The sequence below is a fragment of the Acinetobacter sp. SwsAc2 genome, from assembly GCF_013391465.1.
Classification (GTDB): domain Bacteria; phylum Pseudomonadota; class Gammaproteobacteria; order Pseudomonadales; family Moraxellaceae; genus Acinetobacter; species Acinetobacter johnsonii.
Window position 1 is genome coordinate 90,236 of sequence record NZ_JACBEZ010000003.1, and the last position, 22,639, is coordinate 112,874.

Below are 22,639 nucleotides of genomic sequence, written 5' to 3' on the forward strand. Positions count from 1 at the left end.
CCTTTATCAAAGGAGGGCTGGGGAGGATTTAAAAATTACTCAGAAATGATCTTAGCAGATTCAATCACAACGTTCTCAAGCGGAACGTCAGCGTGGTAGCCACGGTTACCAGTACGAACACCTTTAATTTCGTTTACTACGTCTAGGCCTTCAGTTACTTTACCGAAAACTGCATAACCCCAACCTTGTGCATTTTTGCCAGAGTGGTTAAGGAAAGAGTTATTACCCACGTTAATAAAGAACTGAGCAGATGCAGAGTGAGGTGCTTGTGTACGCGCCATTGCAATTGTACCAAGGTCATTGGTTAAGCCGTTATCAGCTTCGTTTTCAATTGCATCACGTGTTGCTTTTTCTTTGAAGTTTTCATCCATACCACCACCTTGGATCATGAAACCATCGATCACGCGGTGGAAAATTACGCCGTCATAGAAACCGTCACGTACGTATTCTAAGAAGTTAGCAACAGTGATTGGTGCTTTTTCGTTGTTAAGTTCAAGAACAATACGACCTTTATTGGTGTTTAATTCGACTTGAGGAAAACTCATTGTGTAATCTCCTAATCATGGACATCAAAGCCATGGGTTTTTTGGTTGTGAGAAGCATAAGCAAACTGTAAACTACAAGGCAAGTAAAAACGTTATTTTCTTTGTAAAATAGATCAAATATCGTTTAAGGGGCTGTAAAATATTCATAAATCGACTGATAGATCAGTTAGAATTATGCTCGTATAGCAGGACCCTATTTTTCCTTAATTTTTTTCATCAAAGTGATTTTTAAACTATGAAGCCGAATGATGTTGTTTCAACACTGCCAAATAACCCGACACCAAGTAACAATGCCTCTGTCGCAGCGCAGCAAGAACAACAGCCAGGCTTAGATTTTGTTCGCCAAGTGATTACCGAAGATTTGGCTGAAGGTCGTACGCAAAAAGTAGTCACGCGTTTCCCGCCAGAGCCGAATGGTTATTTACACATTGGTCACGTGAAAGCAATTTGCTTGAACTTTGGTATTGCCAACGAGTTTGATGGTTTTTGCAACCTACGTTTTGATGACACTAACCCAGATGCAGAAGAACAAGAATATGTAGATGGGATCGTCAATGACGTTAAATGGTTAGGTTTTGAGTGGAATGGCGAACCACGCTATGCGTCAAGCTATTTCGATCAACTCCATGCATGGGCGGTTCAACTGATTAAACAGGGTGATGCTTATGTTGATTTGCAGTCACCTGAAGAAATTCGTTTGAACCGTGGTAACTTTATTGAGCCGGGTAAAAACTCGCCTTACCGTGATACTTCAGTTAAAGAAAACCTTGCGCGTTTTGAAAAAATGAACAATGGCGAGTTTGCAGAAGGCGAAGCTGTTCTGCGTGCCAAAATTGATATGGCATCTCCAAATGTGCATATGCGTGATCCTATTTTGTACCGTGTACTCCATTCAGAGCATCACCAAACAGGTGATAAATGGAAAATGTACCCAATGTACGACTATGCGCATCCATTATCCGATGCAATCGAAGGCATTACTCACTCATTATGTACTTTGGAATTCCAAGATCACCGTCCGTTTTATGACTGGGTGGTTGAGAAAGTACACTCGGAAGCAGTACCACGTCAGTATGAATCTAGCCGTTTAAATATCGACTACACCATTACCTCTAAGCGTAAATTGCGTAAATTGGTTGAAGGTGGTTATGTTAATGGGTGGGATGACCCGCGTATGCCAACTGTTGTAGGTATGCGCCGTCGTGGTTTTACCCCAGAAGGCCTACGCGACTTCTGTAAGCGTGTTGGTGTGTCGAAGTCAGACGGTATTGTTGATGTTGCAATGCTTGAATATTGCATCCGTCAGTCTCTAGAAAATGTTGCGGCGCGTGGTATGGCGGTGTTGAACCCACTTAAAGTTACGCTCACCAACTTGCCTAATGATATGGATTTAACCCATTCACGTCATCCAAATGTAGATATGGGTGAGCGTGTGATTCCGTTAACATCTGAAATTTACATTGACCGTAAAGACTTTGAAGAAGAGCCACCAAAAGGCTTCAAACGTTTAATTCCTGGTGGTGAAGTGCGTTTGCGTCATGCTTATGTCATTAAGTGTGATGAAGTAATTAAAGATGAAAACGGTGAAGTTGTTGAGTTGAAATGTTCAATCGACCCTGAAACTTTGGGCAAAAATCCAGAAGGTCGTAAAGTTAAAGGGGTGATTCACTGGGTATCTGCGACCAAAGGTATTCCTGCAGAAGTCCGTATTTATGATCGCCTGTTTACAGAGTCGGACCCTGAAGTGGGAGATGATTTCTTAGCGAACTTGAACCCTGATTCGTTGAAAATTGTACACGCGGTGATTGAGCCTGCATTGGCGCAAGCACAGCCTGAAGACCGTTTCCAATTTGAACGTGAAGGTTATTTTGTTGCAGATCAATACGACCATACAGCAGAGAAGCCTGTGTTTAACCGTATTTTAGACTTAAAAGACAGTTTTAAGCCTAAATAAGCGCTGTTTGCTTGATGTGGATATAGATATAAGGCTCAACCTCGGTTGAGCCTTTTCGTAGCGAAACCAATAGGAATACACTGTGATCGTTCGAGATAAAACCAATAGCTTTGCATTACTCTTTGCTTGGCGTGGCACCATTTTACCGAAAGTGTTTCCTGCGCTGATGGTTGGTGTTTTAATTTCAACTCTGTTGGTTTATCTAGCGACTCAACATTACGTGACAGCTCCTGCAGTGCCTGTCATTGGTTTTACTGTATTTGGCGTCATTCTTTCGATTTTCTTAAGCTTTCGAAATACAGCGTGTTATGACCGTTGGTGGGAAGGACGTAAGCTATGGGGCGCAATGATTGCCAACGCACGGCATATGATTCGTGATAGTTATGTCTTAAATGATGCAGAGCGTACAGTTTTGATGTATCGCGTGATGTTATTTAGTCATTTGCTTCGAGATCGTTTACGGCAGCAAAGTCATACCTATGACCACTATCAAGCCAAAGTACAACTGACAGTAGAGCAGTGGGAGGTATTGGCTACGCATATTAATCCACCGCAATATCTATTAGAGCTTACGCAGAAAGATCTGGCGGTGTTGTATAAGCGTGGTGAGATTAGCGATATTATTTACAGTATGCTGACTAAGCATATGGTGGCAATGGGAGATATTCACGCTGGTTGTGATCGTATTTCATCTACACCTCTGCCATTTTCTTATTCGGTTTTGTTACACCGTGCCGTGTACTCTTTCTGTCTCATTTTACCTTTTAGTTTAAGTTCCAGTCTTGGTTTTTGGTCACCTGTGATCGTGGCCTTAATTGCCTATCTCTTATTGGGTTTAGATGCGCTAAGTGCAGAGTTAGAAGAACCTTTCGGGCTTCAGGAAAATGACTTGCCTTTAGATGCTATTGTGCGGGGCATAGAGCGTGAAATGCTCAGTTCTTTAAATGAATCCTTGCCAGAACCAGTAAGTGCGCATAGAGCCAATTTAAGTTAAAGCAGTAAACAAATCCATAACAGAAAATGAGTGGATTGCCTGAGCCATAACAAATTTTCGATATGATTGGTTTGTTGAGATGTGCTATCACTAAGTTTAAAAGTGATAGGGATATAACAATGACTACCGTGATCGAAACTCAGATGTTGATTCGGCGTTCTGTCAATATTGTGTTTAATGCTTTTATTGATCCACTCATAACCACCAAGTTTTGGTTTAGTCAGTCTTCGGGCTATTTAGAAAAAGGCGCAATGGTCGATTGGACATGGGATAAATACCAAATTACACACTCGACTCATGTCCTACAAGTCGTTGAAAATGAGCTGATCTGCATCGAATGGGGCACGCCTAAAACTAAAGTAGATTTTGTATTTGAAAAAATCGACAGCATGAATACCTATGTGATCATTCGAAACTATGATATTGAGTTACAGGGTAATGAGCTGATTCATTATGTGATGGATGCAACAGGTGGCTTTACTACAGTGCTAGATGGTGCCAAGGCATGGCTTGAATACGATATCCAGCTCAACTTGGTTGAAGATAAATTTCCACCTTTTGAACTGCGTTCACATCAGTGATCTTTTTTAGAGCGCTCTTCTTTAAACTCAAAATAGTTCCCAAGCTGCTGTTTGGCCTTATCACGTAATTTCTTTTTGATATACAGCACCAAGGCAAAACAGGTGGTGGTCAGCGTTAACATTAGGCTGTTCATGAAACTCATCATAGAGCTAACATAGCCAATAGTAGTAAGTCGGTGCATCATCTTGATGACTTGTGGGCTACTTTCAACGCCTGTAATGGCCCACGTGCACAAGTGTTCACAGTTATTGATAATAAGATGGTAGTTGTTTTCATGCATGCGTGAGCGCATACGGCGAACCACTTTACGGCCTTTATATTTGGGGTCTTGGTACTGATTGACTGTAATTTTACGTCCGTGGCTAAAGTTCTCGATGGAAGTGATTTCAATCGGATGCTTTTTAAAAAGATGTGCAAAACCTGAATAATGGATCACACGTCCACGCCCCGCATATATGCCGTGATGCGTATAGCCAAAATGTTTGACTATAAGATGAGCCCCCAAGGGGTAGTGGACTTTTTGTTGTTGCATGCCTAATACGTGCTAATTCATTACAGTTGTCTTTTATCTGTATTTTAAAGCTTCTGCTGGGAATTAGCGACTGTTTAGTGGGTTTTCAGTTATTTGAGTTTACGATGATAGAAATAAAAGAGACCGATTGGAAAGGAGCATCTAGCTTTTCTGATTACATTAAAAAAGGATGCAAGCATCCTCTTTTAAGATGAAGTAGTGTTTATTGATCCACTAGACCTAAAAGTGAGTTTTGGGTACTGCACATGCGTGTTGCTTCTTCAGTGTTCATCGCTTTCACGTCTTCTTCAAATTTCTTTTTTTGTTCTTTGAGTTGTTCTTCAGGTAAACCCATTTGCTCGGCAAGTTTTTCCATTTTTTCCCAAGACTCAACACAAGCTTTCGGCATCTTGCTACATGCTGTTAAAGATAAAAGGGTAATACATGTGCTGATTATGAGTGGTTTTTTCATTACTTAACCTTTTAATTTTCAAACATTATTGATTTTTATATTGAGCCTGTAAGGTAACAAAAATTTAAGACTTTGTATAATATTTAAACGTGCAAAGTGTGCTGTGCTTCATATACCGTGGTTTTTTATAAGGCGAATGATGTACAGACATTAAAAAAGGCACTTAGATCAATTTAAGTGCCTTTTTGATGAATATTCAGTGACTCTACTACTGTAGAGGTCGATGCTGAAGTTCATTTAACTCCTTACGGCCATAGCCACGAGAAGCTAATACTTTTTTAATCCCAACAATCACGTCTTCATCGGTCGCTGTTTTAAGCTTTTCGATGAGCTGTTCATTGGTTTTACAAGAGCAGTCATTTTCAACACAAGCAATTTGATTTTTATGCTCGTTTTGCTGTTCATTTGAAAACAGCTTTTGCCAAAAACTCATATAGACTTCATTTACAACCTAACATAGGGTGAAATATAACCAATCTGTAAAATAATGCAAGTCAGCGTGAGAGATAAAAGCAGCGATCGATGTCGAAAAATTCCGATTATAGCGCAAGGTATTAACGTTATTATGACAGTTGAAATACTTGCATTTTATATAAGCTTATCTTTTTTCATGAAAATTAAAAAAGAAGCTCATTTGAGCTTCTTTTTTATACGGTTTGAGTTGCAACAAATTGTTTAAATTTTTTCCAGCAAAACCCCAGACTCGACATGATGCGTATAGGGGAATTGGTCAAACAACGCAAACTGTGAAATTTTATGGGTTTGGCTGAGTGTTTGTAAGTTGTCATGCAAGGTGTCAGGATTACACGAAATATAGATGATTCGTTCAAAACGCTGAATCAATTTTAAGGTTTCATCATCAATACCCGCACGCGGTGGGTCAACAAACACCGTATCGAATTCATAGCTGCTCATATCGATATTTGCTTCTTGTAAGCGACGGAATTCGCGCTCGCCGTTATAGGCTTGTGTGAAGTCTTCTGCCGATAAACGCGCGACTTGAATATTATCGATGTGGTTTTGTTCGATGTTCCACTGTGCTGCATACACAGAGGACTTAGCTAGCTCAGTGGCTAAAACACGGTTGAAACGGGTTGAAAGCGGTAGGGTAAAGTTACCATTGCCGCAGTAAAGTTCTAACAAATCTTTGTTCGACTGCTGTGCAGCATTACAGGCCCATTCGAGCATTTTTTGGCAGACTTGCGCATTGGGCTGCGTAAAGCTGCTTTCAATTTGTTTGTACTGATATTTGCGCTCAAAAACTTGTAGTTCTTCCACCACAAATTCATCAGTGAGTACCACTTTTTGACCACGGCTACGGCCAATCAACTTAATATTTAATTTTTCTGAAAGTTGTTTGGCTAAAACCTGCCATTGTTCATCGAGTGGGCAGCGATAAATCAGTGAAACCAGCATTTCACCCTTTAAGGTTGCTAAGAAATGCACTTCAAATAGGCGTTTTGAGAGGAGATCATTGCTTTTCAATGCTGCCAATAAAACAGGCATGAGCTGATTAATACTGGCATCAGCGATTGGGAAGTCATCAATACGAATGACTTTTTTCTGATTGTCTTCATCGCGTTCAAACATGGCATAAAACATATCATCTTCGGTATGCCAAATACGGAATTCTGCACGCATGCGAAAGTGTTTTTCAGGAGATTGAAAAACTTCAAGCGAAGGTGGAGTGAGTTCAGCAAATTGAGCTGTAATTCGTTCAATTTTGGCGTCAAGTTGTTGTTGATAAGAAGAAGTCATATGCAGTAAAAATCGCAAACATATAGAAAAAAGAGATGGTAACAAAGTTTGCCGAATTAGCCTAAAGATATTCAGCAAAAGCGTGGGGTTTATTCATGTTAAAGATGGTTTGATACTTTGCTATATCGGAAATTATCGAGCAGATTAAGCCAAACCGAGTCGCATAAAAAATGCCAAGTAAACAGACCAGGAGATGTTGACTTGGCAATAGAGGAAACACAGTAATAAACCTGTAGTCCCGATAAGAGCTACAGGTTTAAATTCGGCTTAGTTCAAAGTCATGAGACTTGCATTACCACCAGCAGCTGCAGTGTTAACACTAATAGCGCGCTCAATCACAAAGCGTTCTAAAGGAATGGCAGTTTGTGATGGGCTAAGATGAGTAATGCCTACAATCGCACCTTGACGCTCAGCAATCTGCTGTTGCAGAGCTAAAAGCTGCGCCGTTGTACCATGATGTAATACTGCATCAAAAGCATCAGTTTTGATGTCTTTGATGACATGGAACGCTTGAGCCAATGCTTTAGGCATGCTTGGCATGTGTTTTAACACAAAGCTGTTATCTGAAAGCACTGCTGGACGGCTACCAACTGCAAAAATTGCATTCAACTGTTGTAGTTGATCCGCTTCTTGTTCAGCTAATGACAAGACTGCATGACGCGGAATCACCATGTATTGGTTGCTTTCACCAGTCGGACCTTGCAGCTCGTAATGATGACCTGAACAGAAGTTCTCAATTTTTGCCAATTTCACTGCTGGGAAGGCTTTAGCTGCCCACTCAAGGAACAATGCAGAGTTGCTGAACTCGACTTGAGGGTTCAAATCAGCACCTGTTGCAAATGGTTTATTCAACTTTTTCGCAGAACAGTTTTGCATTAGGCGATATAGATAAATTGGACCACCCGCTTTAGGGCCTGTACCTGATAAACCTTCGCCACCAAAAGGTTGTACACCGACAACTGCACCCACGATGTTACGGTTGATGTAGAGGTTACCTACTTCAGCATGGGTCATTACAGTTTGAATGGTCTCGTCAATACGGGTATGTAGACCCATCGTCAGGCCATAGCCTTTGCTGTTGATGTGCTCAAGTAGCTGTTTGAGTGAACCTTGGTTAAAGCGAATCACGTGCAGCACTGGACCAAACACTTCGCGCTCTAAATCATTGAGATTTGGTAACTCAATTAGTGTTGGTATAATGAACGTGCCTGCATCTAGTTCAGAGTCTTGAGTATCATTACGCATCAACTGGTGTACGCGATGACCTTTTTGGCGCATCTTGTCGATGTGCTTTTGAATGTTTTCTTGCGCTTCAGCATCAATCACAGGGCCAATATCAGTTTTAAGTAGATATGGGTTGCCCACTTGAAGTTGTTGCATTGCACCTTTAAGCATTTGAATCACAGCATCGGCATTGTCTTCTTGTACACACAGTACGCGAAGGGCAGAACAACGTTGACCTGCGCTGTCATAAGCTGAACTGACGACATCAAGTACAACTTGCTCAGTCAATGCTGATGAGTCAACGATCATGGCATTTTGACCGCCTGTTTCAGCAATCAGGGGAATGCTTTCACCAGTTTTGCTTAGACGCTTCGCCACAGTTTTTTGCAAAATCTTAGCAACTTCAGTAGAACCTGTGAACATGATGCCTTGAACTTGCTCGGCTGCACTGAGTTGTGCACCCACAGTTTCACCGCGACCCGGCATCAGCTGTACAGCAGCTTGAGGCACACCCGCTTGCCATAAGATTTGAATTGCTTGAGCTGCGATCAATGGTGTTTGTTCAGCTGGTTTAGCAATCACGGTATTACCCGCAACCAATGCAGCAGCAACCTGACCTGTGAAGATGGCCAATGGGAAGTTCCATGGGCTAATGCATAGCATAGTGCCTAAAGGCTCAACTTCTGCGTTTGCATCTAGATCAATCATTTGCGTTGCGTAGTAGCGTAAGAAATCTACAGCTTCACGAACTTCTGCAATAGCATTGGCATACGTTTTACCACTTTCACGGCAAAGTAAAACCATCAGTTCTTCTAAGCGAGCTTCCATTAGGTCAGCAGCGCGAAGTAGGTAACTTGCACGGGTGTCTTTAGCCGTACGTGCCCAAATGTCTTGAACAGCCTGCGCATTGTTTAATGCTTGCTCAACTTGTTCAGTTGTTGCTTCTTGTACATAACCCACAACATCTGAGTGACGTGCTGGGTTGATAATGCTTTGCGGAGCAACGGCGTCATTGGTCTGAAAGTGCTCACCCATTGGTGCAGCAGACCATTGGTGCTTAGCAAACTGTTGAGCTGTTTGGTTCAGATGAATTAATGCAGAGTCATTTGCAAGGTCTAAACCTTTGGAGTTTGCACGTAGCTGCCCATAAAGCTCAGCAGGAAGTGGAATCGAAAGGTGCTTTTGACCCACGATATTTTCACGTTTTGCACTGCTTAAAATGGTTTGAGTTGGGTTTTCAATCAAATCATCAATTGCGAGTGACTTGTCTGCAATACGGTTGACAAAAGAGGTGTTTGCACCATTTTCAAGTAAACGACGTACAAGATAAGCCAATAGTGTTTCATGGTTGCCCACTGGCGCATAAATACGGCACGGTACACCCAGTTTTTTATCTTGCTTTTCACCGACCACTTGTTCATACAGTGGCTCGCCCATGCCGTGTAAGCATTGGAACTCGTACTGACCCACGTAGTATTTCTCTGGGTTGGCCATTTCATAAATGGTCGCCAAGGTTTGCGCATTGTGCGTTGCAAACTGTGGGTAGATTTGTTCTGGTGCAGCCAATAATTTTTTCGCACACGCGATATACGACAAGTCTGTATGTACTTTACGGGTAAATACAGGGTAGTCGGTCATCCCTTCGATTTGTGCTTTCTTGATTTCGCTGTCCCAGTACGCGCCTTTCACCAAACGGATCATTAAGCGTTTTTCGCTACGTTTAGCCAAGTCTACGATGTAGTCAACCACGTAGAAACAACGTTTTTGATACGCTTGGATAACGAAACCAATGCCTTTCCAGTCTTTGAGTTCTGGTTCAAAGCATAGACGTTCAAGCATTTCTAAAGAAATTTCTAAACGCTCAGATTCTTCGGCATCGATATTTAAACCGATGTTATAGCCGCGTGCTAATTTAGCAAGGGTAAAGACTTTGCCGTACAACTCTTCATGCATACGTGCAACTTGTGCACGTTGGTAGCGAGGGTGTAGAGCAGATAATTTAATTGAAATACCCGGGCCGTCATAAACATCTTTGTCTTTTGATGCTTGACCAATGGCATGAATGGCATCGGTATAGTCTTTCATATAACGATTAGCATCATGATCGGTCAGTGCCGCTTCACCCAGCATGTCGTATGAATAGCGGAAGCCTTTTTCCTCAAGACGTTCAGCGTGTTGTAATGCTTCACCAATGGTTTCGCCAGTCACAAACTGTTCGCCCATCATACGCATAGCTACATCAACCGCTTTACGGATGATGCCACGACCACTACGTGCCAATAAGCCTGTTAAAGTGCCTGATAAGCTATTTTGCTTTGGTGTTTCCATGAGCTTGCCAGTCAGCATGAGACCCCATGCTGCCGCATTGACAAACATCAGGTTACTTTGACCAACGTGCTCTTTCCAGTTGCCTTGGTTGATTTTGTCTTTAATCAATAGGTCACGTGTCGCCATGTCAGGAATACGAAGCAATGCTTCAGCTAAACACATCAATGCGATGCCTTCTTGAGAAGACAATGCAAATTCTTGTAAGAGACCCTGTACAATACCTGCTTTACCGCTGCCGCTTTTACGTTCACGTAAAGTATGAGCCAAATCAAACGCAAGTTCATGAATGCGTTGATTCATCTCGTCAGAGATTTTGCTGTGGTCTAATAAGTTTTGAACACAGTCAGTTTCGGCACGTCGCCAAGCGGTATTGATTTCAACTTCAAGCTCACTTTTTTCTTTGAATTCGGTAATATATTCAAATTGAGTTTGAGCGTCGTTGAAATGCGTATTGCTTTCCATCATATTCATGCCTACATCCTGTGCATACAATAATGTGTTGAGAGATCTATAGTAATTAATTTATGATTACAGAAAGAATACCGAATAACTCACTATAATTTGTATGCTATTTAGAGATTAATTCAGATGACGAGCCCAATTTTTAGCTTGGACCGAACAGATATCAAAATATTAGATATTCTTCAAAGAGATGGAAAAATATCGAATATTAAACTTGCCGAAGAAGTGAACTTATCAGCGACAGCTGCTTTGGCTCGGGTGCAAAAATTAACCAAGGAAGGCTTTATTTTGAATTATGAAGCACGCTTAAATCCAAACATGCTGAATGCCAGTTTTGTGGTTTTTGTTGAGATACTTTTGGATAAAACCACGCCACATGTCTTGGAAGATTTTCGCCATGCCGTACTACAGCATGATGAAATTGTGGAATGTCATATGACCAGTGGGGGCTTTGATTTTGTGGTGAAGATTCGTTGTGCCAGTATGGATGAGTTCCGAAAAATCTCAGGTCAAGTCTTGTGGCAACTGCCGGGCGTTAAAGAAACACGCAGTTATCCCGTGATGGAAGTCATCAAAGAAAGCTCACGTATTCAACTCAAATACAAACCTTTGTCGAAATAATTGAGTGCATGAGATGCAAAAAAAAAAGGGGCTTAAAAGCCCCTTTTTTTTGTTGGTCTACACGTTCAATTAACGTTGTGTAGATTCTTCTTTCATTTCAGCCATGGCTTGTTTGTACATGCTGTCTGCTTGTTCAAAGCGTTGTACTACTTCAGCTTCAGGGGCTTTACCCATTAAGCTTACAACTACAATGCTGATCCAAGAGAAGATGAAGCCTGGAATAATTTCATATAGACCTAAGTGTCCTAATGCATTTTTCCATACAATCACAGTTACCGCACCAACAATAATACCTGCAATAGCACCATTCAAGGTCATGCGCTTCCAGAACAAAGACAAGATAATCAGTGGACCAAATGCCGCACCAAAACCTGCCCATGCATAAGCTACAAGGCCTAGAACTTTACTGTCAGGGTTGCTTGCTAAGCAAATTGCAAGAACAGCAACTGCAAGAACCATGAAACGACCCACCCAGACCAATTCTTTTTGAGAAGCGGTTTTACGGATGAATGCTTTGTACATGTCTTCTGTCAATGTTGTAGAACAAACCAGTAACTGACAGCTTAATGTACTCATCACCGCAGCTAAAATTGCAGCTAAAACAATGCCTGCAATCCATGGGTTGAATAATATTTTAGTTAGTTCCATGAACACAGTTTCTGGGTTTTGAGAAACCACAGCCGCCAGTTCAGGGTGTTGTTGGAAGTAAGCAATCGCAATAAAACCTGCACCGACTGCACCACCTAGACATAAAATCATCCATGTCATACCAATGCGACGCGCAGCAGGAATTGTTTTCACAGAGTCTGCAGCCATGAAGCGCACTAAAATGTGTGGCTGACCAAAATAGCCTAAGCCCCATGCCAATGATGACAGGATGGCAACAGTGCTGAGCTCAGAGACAATGTGCATTGCTTGTGGGCGAGCAGTTTCAAGTAGGACTGAAAACTGTGCAGCATTACCATCAATCGCAAGATAAGTCATGATTGGGGTAAGCAGCAGAGCAAAAATCATTAAGCCTGCTTGGAAGGTGTCTGTCCAACTAATAGCAAGGAAGCCGCCGATACATACATAACTGATGGTTGCAATTGCGCTAATCCAAAGAGCAGTGGTGTAATCCCAACCAAAAATGCTTTCAAATAAACGTGAGCCAGCGACCATGCCTGAAGCACAGTAAATCGCGAAGAATACTAAAATAACGATCGCTGAGATCATACGCAAGATACGTTTACGATCTGCGAAACGACCTGTGAAATAATCAGGCAGGGTGAGGGCATTGTTTTGGACTTCAGTATGTACACGTAAACGTCCTGCAACCAATAACCAGTTGAGCCATGCACCAATGATCAGACCTACAGCAATCCACGCTTCAGACAAACCAGACAAATAAATTGCGCCCGGTAAGCCCATCAGTAACCAGCCACTCATGTCTGATGCACCTGCAGAAAGCGCAGTAACTACACTTCCTAAGCTACGACCACCTAAGATGTAATCATCAAAGTTGTTTGTGGACTTGTATGCATACAAACCGATGCCAACCATGGCAATGATATAAACTAAAAATGTGACGAGGGTGGGGTTAATTTGACTCATAGGCATTCCTTGGCAAAATCCGACTTGGGAGATTTTTTAATCGCTTTGTTTGAGACGGCGATTCAAGCATAAAAATAAAATTACACTCTGTAACAGTTGTAAGGTGTTTTTGTATATTTTGTGTAATTATTAATTGTTTTTTAAAATTAAACAATAAGTTGTTGAAAATATGTTGTTTATTGGTCAATTATTATTCTTTTTTATAGGGTGAATGAAATTCTAAGCATTTATTTCGTAAAATCAGCGGGCTAGTTATAATTTATGATTTTTTATTGCTTACGAAAAATTACATTACCTACAAAACAGGTGTATTTACATATAAAGTGTTTCATTTATGAAATGTATTTACAGTCGTGAAATAGTTAGAAAAGACGAATATTTCACCATTGAACTAATTTTGTTAAGGCATTCATACTTTGAGTGCATTGGAAAACTTTCAAATTTCTAATTAGAAAAAAGGAATTCAATGGCATTTTCTGCTTGCTTTGGAACAAGTGAAAATAGCGTCGGTATAAATTAACTGCAAATTTGACAAAATTTCTCCTGAAATTGTGCAGGCCATTGCGGGGGCATGTGAGCAATTGAGCCAAACTCCTGAAAATTGGACATACGCTTTCCCTATAGATGTCTATAAAGTTGGGGTGGGCACCTCAATTAATATGAATAGCAACAAAGTGCTGGCCAATCTTGCATTAAAGCATGTATTCCTTTCTTAAGGTAAATACGAGGTTCTTCAACCAAAAGACCTTGTGACTAAATATCAATTGACCAATACTTTCTACAGTGGCGCTATGTTTAGCAATTAATTAGTGTTGGTATTTTAATCGAATCTTAGGTCATGTGAAATGGGTAAACAGTGTATTGCGGAAAACAAAACAGTTCAGTGAGTGGTATTGGAGAAAGGGTTGTTGACTTAATAACCCTTAGGTCACATTTTCTCATTTGAAACTTGGCTGCTGAGTTGACGCCTAAGGTTGTATCTTTAGCATACGCTAGCTAGAACATTTATAACTATATATAGGTATAAAAGTAGTCAATGCGCTGCTTTTATACTTTTTAGCCGATACAAGCTAACAAAAGGTAGCAGTTAGAACTACAATAAGCTTGAGTGAAGAACCATGATTAAATGTCTATGCTGAGTAAATTAAGCCAATTATTTAAATTAAAGAAAGATGCGCCAGAACAACTTTTTTTGCAGCAGCATCAGATTGAATATAATGATGAAAAAGGCTTTATCATTGAAGGTATTGTGCTAAATGCCATACATGCTGAACGTTTGGTCTATTTTTCAAATCGTAGAATTAGTGAGTTTGATGATCTTAATGCACTTTTTTATAGTGCTATGCTAATCAATGAGAAAATCGACTTAGAAATTGCCAATGAACGATTTGTCGCACGTTTAGGTAATAATCTAGAAAACTTAACTGAGCTAAAGCGAATGATTAAGCTACTTAATGACTATTATTACCAGTTTATACGTGACAAAAAATAAGTCTTTTAAAAGCCATAAATTTGAGTTGTAAAAAGGACTTAGCGCTAGATTGATGTTGTTGTTGTCGTGAAAAATAACATGCAGCGAGAGGACATCATGCTAGTATATGACGCATGTTTTTAAACGCTAAAGCCATGTCCATGTTCCAAGAAGAAATCTCCCAACTGAATGTGCAACAACTAAAAACAGGCGAAAAACGTTGGCTGGGAAATTTGCTCGGCTCTTCAGCTGCATTATTCATTCAAACGTTAAGTACACAAAATAAAAAGCTCTTTGTAGTTGTGGCGAAAAATAATCAACACTTAGCACAACTCGAAAGTGAATTTGAATTTTACGGTATTCGACCGACCATTTTCCCAGACTGGGAAATTCTGCCTTATGATCGTTTATCTCCTCATCAAGATATTGTATCTGAGCGTCTCGCAATTTTATCCAATATGCCGCAAACAGGTGTCTTACTGATTTCGGCTTCGACCTTGGCGCAGCGTGTAGCGCCGACTTCGTGGGTTTTGGGAGAACACTTTGATATTCACGTCGGTCAAAAGTTTGAATTAGAACAGCAAAAGAAGCGTTTGATTCAAGCAGGCTATCATTTGGTCGACACAGTATATGACCATGGTGAATTTGCGGTTCGGGGTAGCATTATGGATATCTATGCCTCAGGTCAAGCTGCACCAATTCGCATAGATTTGTTTGATGATGAAATTGAAACCCTTAAATTTTTTGATCCTGAAACACAGCGCACTACGCAAAACTTAAAACAGTTTTCCGTATTACCAGCTAAAGAGTTTCCTTTAAAAGAGGCACGCAGCATATTTCGTGATCGCTATGCAGAAATGTTTCCGACGGCAAATCCAAAGAAAAATCCAATTTATCAGGATGTGTTAGAAGGGATTGCCTCACCAGGGATTGAGTTCTATTTCCCACTATTTTTCAGTGCTGCGCAGATGGAAGCTCAAAGCACACTGCTTTCATACTTACCAAATCATTCCATTGTCATTACAGATAGGCAAGTTGATGATGGTTTAGATAGTTTTTGGAAAGAAATCGATCGACGTTATGAAGACCGTCGCCATAATGTTGATCAGCCAATTTTAGCCCCTAACCAGCTTTTTATTTCGACCAATCAAGTTTTAGAACAGCTCAATACCTTTCCACGTATTATTGCCTCAGTCGAGGCTTTTGATCTAAAAGCGGGTGTGACCAATTTAAATACTGAACTTCCACCACGTTTAGCGGTCGATCCTAAAAATGAAAAGCCCTTTCACGCGGTTAAACAGTATATTGATGCTGCTAACCATCCAGTATTACTGGTTGCTGAAAGTGCGGGGCGTCGTGAAACTTTAAAAGATGCATTGCGCGCCACATTGGGAGAGATTCCTAATGTCGAGAATTTTGCTGAATTTCAAAAATCTTTACATGCCATTGCAATTACCAGTGCGCCCTTAGAGCGTGGCTTGGTATTAAAAGACAGCATTAGCATCATTTCTGAAAATCAGTTGTATGAGCATCGCGTTGTACAGCGCCGTCGTAAACGCCAGCAAGAGGTTTCGGAAGAGTTTCTCATCCGCAGTTTGACTGAGTTGAGTATGGGTGCGCCGGTGGTGCACATCGACTATGGTGTGGGGCGTTATGCGGGCTTAGTCACTTTAAGCATTGATGATCAAGACTATGAGTTCTTGCAGCTTGATTATGCCGATGCCGCCAAAGTTTATGTTCCTGTCACCAATTTACATTTGATCAGCCGTTATAGCGGCGGCGACCCAGACTTAGCACCCTTGCATAAGTTGGGTACAGATGCTTGGAGTAAAGCAAAGCGTAAAGCATTGGAGCAAATCCATGATGTAGCAGCGGAGCTATTGCATATCCAAGCCCGTCGCCAAGCGAAGCCAGGTTTTGGTTTTGAGTTGGATCAAGGTCAATATATGCAGTTTGCCAGTGGCTTTGCCTATGAGGAAACACTCGATCAAGCCAATGCGATTGAAGCGACTTTGTATGATATGCAATTGGCTAAACCGATGGATCGCTTGGTCTGTGGTGATGTGGGCTTTGGTAAAACCGAAGTTGCGATGCGCGCAGCATTCTTAGCCGTGCAGAACAACAAACAAGTGGCCGTTTTGGTGCCGACGACGTTGCTGGCCCAACAGCATTATGAGTCGTTTAAAGACCGTTTTGCAGACTGGCCTATTCGTATCGAAGTTTTATCGCGTTTTGGCAGCAGTAAATCACATACCAAAACGATCGAAGACTTAGCTGAGGGCAAAGTCGACATCGTGATTGGTACGCATAAAATTCTACAAGAAAGTGTCCAGTTTAAAGACTTAGGCTTAATGATTGTGGATGAAGAACACCGCTTCGGTGTACGTGATAAAGAGCGGATTAAAGCAATGCGTGCAGATGTGGATATGTTGACTCTGACTGCAACTCCAATTCCACGGACTTTAAATATGGCCTTTAGTGGCATGCGTGATCTATCCATTATTGCTACACCACCTGCACGACGTTTAGCGGTAAAAACGTTTGTGCAAGAACATACGGGTGATTCAGTTAAAGAAGCTATCTTGCGTGAGTTACTGCGTGGTGGCCAAGTTTATTTCTTGCATAATGAGGTCGAAACCATTGAGCGTGCAGCGGAAAGTCTTCGAGAGTTGGTCCCTGAGGCACGTGTGGCTGTTGCACATGGTCAAATGCGTGAACGCGAGTTAGAACAAGTCATGCAACAGTTCTACCATAAAGAATATAACGTGCTGGTCTGCTCAACCATTATTGAAACAGGGATTGATGTTCCGAATGCCAATACCATTTTAATTGAGCGGGCAGATAAGCTGGGTTTAGCGCAGTTGCATCAACTACGTGGGCGTGTAGGGCGCTCGCATCACCAAGCTTATGCCTATCTGTTGGTGCCATCCATCAAAGGATTAAAAGGTGATGCTGAAAAACGTCTGGATGCGATTCAGCGGGCATCGACATTAGGTGCGGGCTTTATGTTAGCGACGGAAGACTTAGAAATTCGCGGAGCGGGTGAGCTACTTGGCGAGCAACAAAGTGGTTCAATGCAAGCCATTGGCTATAGCTTATATATGGAGATGCTCGAAAAGGCGACCAAAGCCATTCAAAAGGGCAAAACCCCAAATTTCGATGCGCCACTCTCACTGACCGCAGAAATCAATTTACATATGCCGGCCTTGATTCCAGATGAATATCTGGGAGATGTCCATCAGCGTTTATTGTTCTATAAGCGTATTAGTAATACGGACAGTCAGGAAAGACTCGATAACATTCGTATGGAGTTGATTGACCGTTTTGGGATACCACCACAACCTGTAAAGCAGCTTTTTGCTGTACATCAGATGCGTTTGAAAGCAGAAACACTGGGCATTATCAAAGTGGATATTTCTGCCAATGGTGGTACGATTGAATTTTCACCAGATACTCCTGTTCAGGCAATCAGTATTATTCAGATGATGCAAAAACACCCGACCTTTTTTAGGATGGAAGGTGGTCAGCGCTTAAAGGTCATGGTCATACTAGAGGAATATGAAAAACGGATTCAATTTATCAATGACTTATTGGAAAGTTTGTTGAAAGAGTTGCATTAAAATTTAGTTTTAATTTGCTGTGATTTCATGCAGATATCTGGTCTTTCTTGCGCACTTGCGCTATAAAAAGAAAGACTTGATTTTTTGATGAAATTTATTAAAGTAATAAATGTGATGTGGTTCAAAGTAAAACGTAGTTTATTTGTGTTGAAACACATTGCTTACAATATTCACCTCTGATTGGATGTGATAGTATTAGCCATTATTCTAATTTGCATCATTTATAAAGATATGTTTAGTTTGCATCCACAACTTGCTCAAGATACGTTTTTTGTAGGCGACTTTCCACTTTCAACATGTCGCTTAATGAATGATATGCAATTCCCGTGGCTAATTTTAATTCCACGCGTGTCAGGCATCACTGAGTTATATGAGCTTAGTCAAGCCGACCAAGAACAGTTTTTACGTGAGTCAAGCTGGTTATCAAGCCAATTGGCTCGTGTATTCCGTGCTGACAAAATGAATGTTGCTGCTTTAGGTAATATGGTTCCGCAGCTCCATTTTCACCATGTTGTACGTTATCAAAACGATGTCGCATGGCCAAAACCAGTTTGGGGTACTGCCGCTGTTCCTTATAGCAATGAAGTGCTTGCGCATATGCGTCAAACTTTAATGCTTGCACTACGTGGCCAAGGTGATATGCCATTCGATTGGCGTATGGACTAATACACGTGAGAAATCAAATCAGGGATGATTTGATCGTGCGCATAGTGGGGAACGAGCAGTGCCATTAGACGATTGGTTATCTAAAGAGCCCAAACAATTTGAATATTTCCATCGTGTGATGGGATATGGCATGCTGTCTTTAATAACCATCGTCTATCATTATACGATGGCAGATACGCAATATCAGATTTATGTGCCGCTGCTGTTGCTCATTGTGTTATTGATCACACCGCCATTTTCAAGGTGGTTAGGTTATCGCTTCAATAATACGATGCGACGCGGTGTGATGTTTGTGATTGATATTATCATTACAGCGATCATTTTAGCCGCTGTACATCTCAGTATCGTACTCACATTTTTAACCATTTTTGCTATGCTTTACACGGCTATTAGCAATAAAATTTCTTTTTTGATGGTGTCTTTGGCCAGTCTGATTGGGGTGGTTGTCTTTTATATCTCAATTATCTTTGTCTTTGGTTTTGGTGAGTATTTCGAGGCTACTAGTACCGAACTGATCGTATTGGGCTTTTTGTGCCTCACCACTTATTTTGGCGTGGGTAGCTATTATCAGCGCAACCAAATGCAAGACATATACCGCCGCAAAAATCACTATTTTGATCAGATGAACCGTTATATGGAGTTTGCCAATCAACTGAGTCGCTATGCACCAGTTCAGTTGTGGCAATCGATTATGAAGGGTGAGTCTGAAGCGAAAATTGAATACAAGCGTAAGAAACTGACAGTTTTCTTTTCAGATATTCAGGGCTTTACAGAGCTTTCTGAAAGCTTAATTCCGGATGATTTAGCATTCCTACTCAATGATTATTTAAAACACATGACCGAGATTGCGAAGCAATATGAAGGTACTGTGGATAAATTCATGGGGGATGCAATTTTAGTGTTCTTTGGTGACCCTAATTCTGAAGGTGTAGAGCGTGATGCTCAAAACTGTTTGGAAATGGCTATGGCGATGCGTCAGCAAATGAAAATCCTGCGCGAACGTTGGGTGAAAATGGGTTATCCACCATTGCATATTCGTATGGGAATTTCTACAGGGTATTGCCACGTAGGGAACTATGGTGCGTCGCACCGTATGGCTTATACCATTGTTGGTCGTGATGTAAACCTTGCTGCACGTTTACAAAGTGCAGCGCAAGTGGATGAAATCTTAATTTCGGACGATACACATAATTTAGTAAAAAATGATTATCTTTGTGCACCGAAAGCGCCAATTTTCCTTAAGGGAATTAAAGGTGCTGTGAAGACGTGGCAAGTCGTTGAAAAATATACCTCGCAAAAATCAGATTATCAACGCTGGTTTGATTATGAATATAAAGGGTTTCATTTACTGCTGAACTTAGATGAAGTGCAAAATTTTGAATATCCGCAGTTAATTCAAGTCTTAGAAAAAATGATTCAACGCATTCAAACCCAACAGAAGATGACCAACTCGCAAGGTATCGTCAAACTCAATCTTGAAGATGAAGTAATAGAGCCTGTTCAAAAAAATGAATATCATTAACTTGATGGTGTGAGATACAAAAGTAAGAGTCGTAAAAAAGCCACTACAATGAGTGGCTTTTTTACGCTTTGAAAATTAGTGATTTTCAGACGCGTGGTTAATTGTGTATTTAGGAATTTCAACTTCTAAGTCTTCATCCACTAACTTCACTTGGCAAGACAAACGAGAGTCCGGCTCTAAGCCCCAAGCACGATCCAGTAGATCGGCTTCAACATCATTCATTTCTTCTAAGCTGTCGAAGCCTTTACGCACCACAACGTGACAGGTTGTACATGCAGCGGACATATCGCACGCATGTTCAATCTTGATTCCATTTTTCAGTAAGCTTTCACAAAGATTCGCATTCTGTTCAACTTCAAACTCAGCACCTTCTGGGCAGATTTGCGCATGTGGGAGAACTTTAATACGTGGCATAGTCTTTACCTATAAATTAGTTTGAGTTTGACCAGTCGTCGAGTTTTGTGCCTTTCAGCGCTGCATCGATATGCTGATTCATACGTGCTGCTGCAAAAGCATCACTGTATATTTTAAGCTGTTCAACAGCAGATTCAATTGCTTTGACTTCTGTTGTTTCAAGTGTTGCTTCTAATGAAGTTTTGGCCGCATTTAATGCAACTTGTTGTTCATTCGTGAGCAGGTGAGCATCCACTTTCAAGGCTTGCTCTAAAGCTTCGAGTTCGCGTTTTGCTTCAACTTTGGTTTCTTGTAAGTGACGAAGATTTTTATCTTCTTCAGCAAACTTATAACCATCAAGCAGTAAGCGCTCCATGTCACTATCAGCCAAACCATATGATGGTTTGATGTCAATTTGTGCATGTACGCCAGAGGTTGTTTCTTTAGCTGAAACCGTCAGTAGGCCATCGGCATCCACTTGGAAGGTCACTTCAATACGCGCTTGACCCGCAGTCATTGGTGGAATACCGCGAAGGACAAAACGACCTAAGCTACGACAATGCTCAACCAAATCACGCTCACCTTGAACCACATGAATCAACATCGCTGTTTGGCCATCTTGGTAGGTGGTGAACTCTTGGCGACGTGCAACTGGGATTGCGGTATTGCGTGAAATAAGACGCTCAACCAAGCCCCCCATGGTTTCTAGACCGAGAGAAAGAGGAGTTACATCAAGCAGTAATGCACCATCGGCTGTGTTTCCAATCAACTGATTGGCTGTAATCGATGCACCAATAGCAACAACTTCGTCTGGGTTGATGGTACACAATGGCTCTTGAGCAAATACATCGCGTACAGCGTTTTGTACAGCATAAGAGCGAGTTGAGCCACCGACCAAAACCACGTTTTGAATGTCGCTGAGTTCAAGTTTGGCATCGCGGAGGACGCGTTTGCACACACTAATCGTTTTATCTAAAGCAACTTTGATAATGCTTTCAAATGTCGCACGATCAAGCGTTAAGCTATGCTCTAGGACTTGTAAATGAACGCTTTCTGCGTCGGTTAAAGCTTCTTTGGCTTTACGTGCAGCAACTAAAACGTGTGCATATTCAGTGTCATCGAACTGCTCAATGTTGAGTTCTTTTTTCGCCCATTTTACGATTAAACGGTCAAGGTCATCACCACCTAATGCAGTGTGACCACCCGTCGCTAACACTTCAAACACGCCTTGTGAAAAGCGTAAAATTGAAACGTCAAAGGTACCGCCACCCAAGTCATAAATCACATAGTTGTGATCATGCGCAAGATTGGTTTCTTGGTCGAGACCATAGGCAACTGCAGCAGCAGTAGGCTCATTTAAAAGACGTAATACGTTTAAACCCGCAAGTTGTGCGGCATCACGTGTCGCTTGACGCTGAGCTTCATCGAAGTATGCAGGAACAGTAATCACTGCACCATTGACTTCATTTTTTAAGCTCGCTTCAGCACGATCTTTCAGTTGCTTTAAAATTTCAGCGGACACTTCAACAGGGGTTTTGCGGCCCTGAGCAGTTTCAAAAGCAGGCATTTGATTATCTTCACCCACTAAAGTGTAGGGGTGTTGAAACTTAATGTCGGCTTTAGAGCGTCCCATAAAACGTTTGACTGAAACGATGGTATTTTTAGGGTCAGCAGTCAAAAATGGTTTTGCTTCGTCGCCATATTGGGTTTGGCTTACACCATAATGCGCGATCGATGGGAGTAAGACACGACCTTGTTCATCATGCAAAACTTTTGTCTTGCCTGAAAGTACAGTTGCAACTAGAGAGTGAGTTGTACCTAAGTCGATACCAATGGCAATACGGTGTTCATGTGGCGCACTTGATTGACCAGGTTCTGCAATTTGCAAGAGAGCCATGTGTTACATCCTTTGAGCGTCAAAAA

Annotated in this window: 17 protein-coding genes; 8 read left to right on the plus strand and 9 right to left on the minus strand. The window is 41.4% G+C overall.

Going from position 1 to position 22,639, the window contains the following annotated elements:
• Positions 1-35: 35 nt before the first annotated feature.
• Positions 36-545, minus strand: coding sequence for a peptidylprolyl isomerase (locus HYI04_RS02645; RefSeq protein WP_004696971.1), 510 nt, complete (start codon positions 543-545; stop codon positions 36-38).
• A 235-nt stretch (positions 546-780) separates the two neighbouring features.
• On the opposite strand from HYI04_RS02645, the gene HYI04_RS02650 reads away from it, so the two are divergent.
• The 3 genes from HYI04_RS02650 to HYI04_RS02660 all read left to right on the plus strand — a co-directional run bounded on the left by HYI04_RS02650 (position 781) and on the right by HYI04_RS02660 (position 4,074).
• Entirely contained in the window at positions 781-2,499 is a 1,719-nt protein-coding gene (locus tag HYI04_RS02650) for a glutamine--tRNA ligase/YqeY domain fusion protein (protein ID WP_010326803.1), read from the plus strand.
• A gap of 82 nt (positions 2,500-2,581) precedes the next feature.
• Positions 2,582-3,493: a bestrophin family protein gene (locus tag HYI04_RS02655; RefSeq protein ID WP_005401205.1), complete on the plus strand. Its 912-nt coding sequence runs from the start codon at positions 2,582-2,584 to the stop codon at positions 3,491-3,493.
• A gap of 119 nt (positions 3,494-3,612) precedes the next feature.
• Positions 3,613-4,074: an SRPBCC domain-containing protein gene (locus HYI04_RS02660; RefSeq protein ID WP_010326801.1), complete on the plus strand. Its 462-nt coding sequence runs from the start codon at positions 3,613-3,615 to the stop codon at positions 4,072-4,074.
• Here the strand turns inward: HYI04_RS02660 and HYI04_RS02665 are convergent.
• The 5 genes from HYI04_RS02665 to putA all read right to left on the minus strand — a co-directional run bounded on the left by HYI04_RS02665 (position 4,068) and on the right by putA (position 10,839).
• Positions 4,068-4,607, minus strand: coding sequence for a lecithin retinol acyltransferase family protein (locus tag HYI04_RS02665; RefSeq protein ID WP_010326800.1), 540 nt, complete (start codon positions 4,605-4,607; stop codon positions 4,068-4,070). The two genes, HYI04_RS02660 and HYI04_RS02665, sit on opposite strands and share 7 nt — an antisense overlap.
• Positions 4,608-4,809: 202 nt before the next feature.
• On the minus strand, positions 4,810-4,995 hold the full coding sequence (locus HYI04_RS02670; RefSeq protein WP_017396888.1) for a hypothetical protein: 186 nt from the start codon (positions 4,993-4,995) through the stop codon (positions 4,810-4,812).
• Between the two features lie 271 nt (positions 4,996-5,266).
• On the minus strand, positions 5,267-5,491 hold the full coding sequence (locus tag HYI04_RS02675) for a hypothetical protein (RefSeq protein ID WP_004984703.1): 225 nt from the start codon (positions 5,489-5,491) through the stop codon (positions 5,267-5,269).
• Positions 5,492-5,733: 242 nt separating this feature from the next.
• Complete coding sequence (gene trmA / locus HYI04_RS02680) at positions 5,734-6,816, minus strand: tRNA (uridine(54)-C5)-methyltransferase TrmA (RefSeq protein WP_010326797.1); 1,083 nt, start codon at positions 6,814-6,816, stop codon at positions 5,734-5,736.
• Between the two features lie 267 nt (positions 6,817-7,083).
• Complete coding sequence (gene putA / locus HYI04_RS02685; protein ID WP_029575035.1) at positions 7,084-10,839, minus strand: trifunctional transcriptional regulator/proline dehydrogenase/L-glutamate gamma-semialdehyde dehydrogenase; 3,756 nt, start codon at positions 10,837-10,839, stop codon at positions 7,084-7,086.
• Positions 10,840-10,956: 117 nt separating this feature from the next.
• Between putA and HYI04_RS02690 the strand changes: the two genes are divergently transcribed.
• A complete protein-coding gene (locus tag HYI04_RS02690) occupies positions 10,957-11,451 on the plus strand; it encodes an Lrp/AsnC ligand binding domain-containing protein (RefSeq protein WP_010326795.1) in 495 nt (164 codons plus the stop codon).
• Between the two features lie 69 nt (positions 11,452-11,520).
• Here HYI04_RS02690 and putP read toward each other — a convergent pair whose 3' ends face one another.
• The gene (gene putP, locus HYI04_RS02695; protein WP_010326794.1) at positions 11,521-13,044 is read right to left on the minus strand and encodes a sodium/proline symporter PutP; all 1,524 of its coding nucleotides are present in this window, start codon (positions 13,042-13,044) and stop codon (positions 11,521-11,523) included.
• Between the two features lie 1,126 nt (positions 13,045-14,170).
• On the opposite strand from putP, the gene HYI04_RS02700 reads away from it, so the two are divergent.
• The 4 genes from HYI04_RS02700 (at position 14,171) to HYI04_RS02715 (ending at position 20,323) form a co-directional block, all read left to right on the plus strand.
• The gene (locus HYI04_RS02700; protein WP_010326793.1) at positions 14,171-14,536 is read left to right on the plus strand and encodes a hypothetical protein; all 366 of its coding nucleotides are present in this window, start codon (positions 14,171-14,173) and stop codon (positions 14,534-14,536) included.
• 140 nt (positions 14,537-14,676) lie between these two features.
• Entirely contained in the window at positions 14,677-18,135 is a 3,459-nt protein-coding gene (mfd, locus tag HYI04_RS02705; RefSeq protein WP_178895824.1) for a transcription-repair coupling factor, read from the plus strand.
• A 231-nt stretch (positions 18,136-18,366) separates the two neighbouring features.
• Positions 18,367-18,801 (plus strand): HIT domain-containing protein, encoded by a 435-nt coding sequence (locus HYI04_RS02710; RefSeq protein WP_178895819.1) that lies wholly within the window; start codon positions 18,367-18,369, stop codon positions 18,799-18,801.
• Positions 18,802-18,859: 58 nt separating this feature from the next.
• Positions 18,860-20,323 (plus strand): adenylate/guanylate cyclase domain-containing protein, encoded by a 1,464-nt coding sequence (locus HYI04_RS02715; RefSeq protein WP_178895820.1) that lies wholly within the window; start codon positions 18,860-18,862, stop codon positions 20,321-20,323.
• Between the two features lie 75 nt (positions 20,324-20,398).
• On the opposite strand, the gene fdx is transcribed toward HYI04_RS02715, so the two are convergent.
• Both fdx and hscA read right to left on the minus strand, forming a co-directional pair.
• A complete protein-coding gene (fdx, locus tag HYI04_RS02720; protein WP_004697000.1) occupies positions 20,399-20,737 on the minus strand; it encodes an ISC system 2Fe-2S type ferredoxin in 339 nt (112 codons plus the stop codon).
• Between the two features lie 16 nt (positions 20,738-20,753).
• The gene (gene hscA, locus HYI04_RS02725) at positions 20,754-22,613 is read right to left on the minus strand and encodes a Fe-S protein assembly chaperone HscA (protein ID WP_178895821.1); all 1,860 of its coding nucleotides are present in this window, start codon (positions 22,611-22,613) and stop codon (positions 20,754-20,756) included.
• Positions 22,614-22,639 lie beyond the last annotated feature (26 nt).